A 2,157-nucleotide genomic window follows, 5' to 3' on the forward strand; every position below is an offset into this window, starting at 1 on the left:
ACAAGGAGGGCCTGGACCTTCTCGTCGTGCCCTCCGCCGAGCTCTCCCGCGGCCGTGGCGGCCCGCGCTGCATGAGCATGCCCTTCTGGCGCGAGGACCTCTAAGGTTTTCAAAGACCCGTACAGGTCTTAAAACAAACATCTAGCTGCCATTAGATGTCTCCCATTGGGGCGGTGCGGATCTTTCGCACCGCCCCATTCTTGTTTAATGAAGCTTAATTAACATCAGATAAGGCGGCCCATATGACTAGGGGCAGTCACGTTGATACCCCCCAACGGTGTCGGCTTCTTTGCCTTTTGGGCATCATCTCCATTCCCATGACCTTCGCCGGCATCATCCCCGTGTTCTAGCGATTGGAGCCTAGCCATGGATATCAAGACAATCGGCGTTGAGGAATGGCTCAACGTTTGGGAGAAGAGCGCCACGTGGGATATCGCCCAGTCGACGATCTCGTCGCTTACCATGGGTGAGCTGCGCGCGCTCGACGAGCAGGACGGCGCTACCTTCTACGAGCGCCTGGATCGCGAGAAGATGAACTACGGCTGGATCGAGGGTTCACCGGAGTTTAAGGCTGAAGTCGCCAAGCTCTATCGTCGTGAGGTCAATCCCGATCACATTCTGCAGACCAACGGCTGCACGGGTGCCAACCTCAACGCCATCATGGCCGTGGTCGAGCCCGGCGATCATGTCATCGCCGAGTGGCCTACCTATGCGCCGCTCTATGAGATTCCGCGTTCGCTCGGCGCCGAGGTCGAGTATTGGGAGCTTCGCGAGGAGCTTGGCTGGAAACCCGATATCGAGGAACTCAAGCGCCTCGTTCGCCCCAACACGAAACTCATCTGCATCAATAACGCATCGAACCCCATTGGTACGGTGCTTGATGCCGATACGCTCGGTCAGATTGCCGAGATTGCCCGTTCAGTGGGCGCCTACGTGCTGTGTGACGAGGTATATCTGCCGCTCGAGAACACCGAGTCCTTTATGTCGATGGCCGACGTGTATGAGAAGGCCATTGTCACCAACTCGGTATCTAAGACCTATTCGACGCCTGCAGCCCGCGTGGGTTGGGTCGTGACCGACGAAGAGGTGTCCAATCGCATCCGTACCTATCGCGATTACACCATGATCTGCGGCGGCGTGTTCAACGATGCCCTGGCGACCTATGTGCTTGAGCACAAGGACAAGATTCTCGAGCGCAACCGCAAGATCGTGTCTGGCAATCGCGATATCGCGCAGGCTTGGATCGATACGCAACATCGCGTTTCCTGGACGGCCCCGCAGGGCGTGTCTACCTCGTTTATCCAGCTTGATATTCCCGAGGACGACGAGGAGTTCTGCAAGCGCCTGTTGTCCGAGAGGGGAGTGCTGCTGGTGCCCGGCAGCCGTTTTGAGCTTCCCTGCGGCGCACGCCTGGGCTACTGCGCGAGCGAAAATGTTCTTCGCAAGGGCTTGAAGCTTCTGGGCGAGGCACTGGCCGAGTTCGATCGCTAATCCCTTGAGGCCCTCGAAGGCCTAAACCTTACTTGGCCCTAGGTGTACCGAATGCAGACCCGCCCCTTTTGGGGAGCGGGTCTGCATGTCTTTGCCGCCGGAAAAGTCAAGTTGTTACAAATGGAGACGCAAGATCGATCGGGTATTCGACGGGCCTTATACTAAGCTTCCGGTGAACGGTATCCAACGTCTGGTAAACGGTAATCTGTTTGCTAAAAATGAATAGGACAAACTTTTTTATGAATAAAAATCAAAATGGTTGAGACACAGCAAGAATTGCGAATTCTATTCATATCGTTGCACGAAATATGCAATCTGAGGGTGGTTTAATAAAGTTTAGTTCCATTTGATTTTTGGATTGAAAACGCGTTTAAGCACGTAAATAAACTTTATTAAGATGAAGTGTGCCATGCGTGAAGTATATGTGTATGCCGTTCACCCCCTATAAAAAACCGTTCGGGGGCAAGGTGGAAGTATGGGTTGATTTTGGATATAAATATGTCGTCAGCAATAACGCCTCACACGGAGGGGCGCTAACGAATCGGCCCTGACAAGGGCCCGAAAGAAAGGTAGGAGGCCATGACGAAAGGTCTGCACGTGCCTTCCGAGATCGGCAAGCTCAGGAAGGTCTGCCTGCACCGTCCCGGCGACGAGCTCCTCAACCTG

The 2,157-nt window shown here is 54.6% G+C and carries 2 protein-coding genes; both read left to right on the forward strand.

Features of this window, described 5'->3' with window-relative positions; all coding sequences use genetic code 11:
- A partial coding sequence (locus tag ACTQXO_RS08665; RefSeq protein ID WP_147343553.1) for an arginine deiminase family protein occupies positions 1–104 on the forward strand: 104 nt, incomplete at its 5' end.
- 262 nt (positions 105–366) lie between these two features.
- Positions 367–1,491: an aminotransferase gene (locus tag ACTQXO_RS08670; RefSeq protein ID WP_441033734.1), complete on the forward strand. Its 1,125-nt coding sequence runs from the start codon at positions 367–369 to the stop codon at positions 1,489–1,491.
- Positions 1,492–2,157: the final 666 nt, after the last annotated feature.

The organism is Collinsella sp. LCP19S3_D5 (assembly GCF_052121415.1).
GTDB lineage: Bacteria > Actinomycetota > Coriobacteriia > Coriobacteriales > Coriobacteriaceae > Collinsella.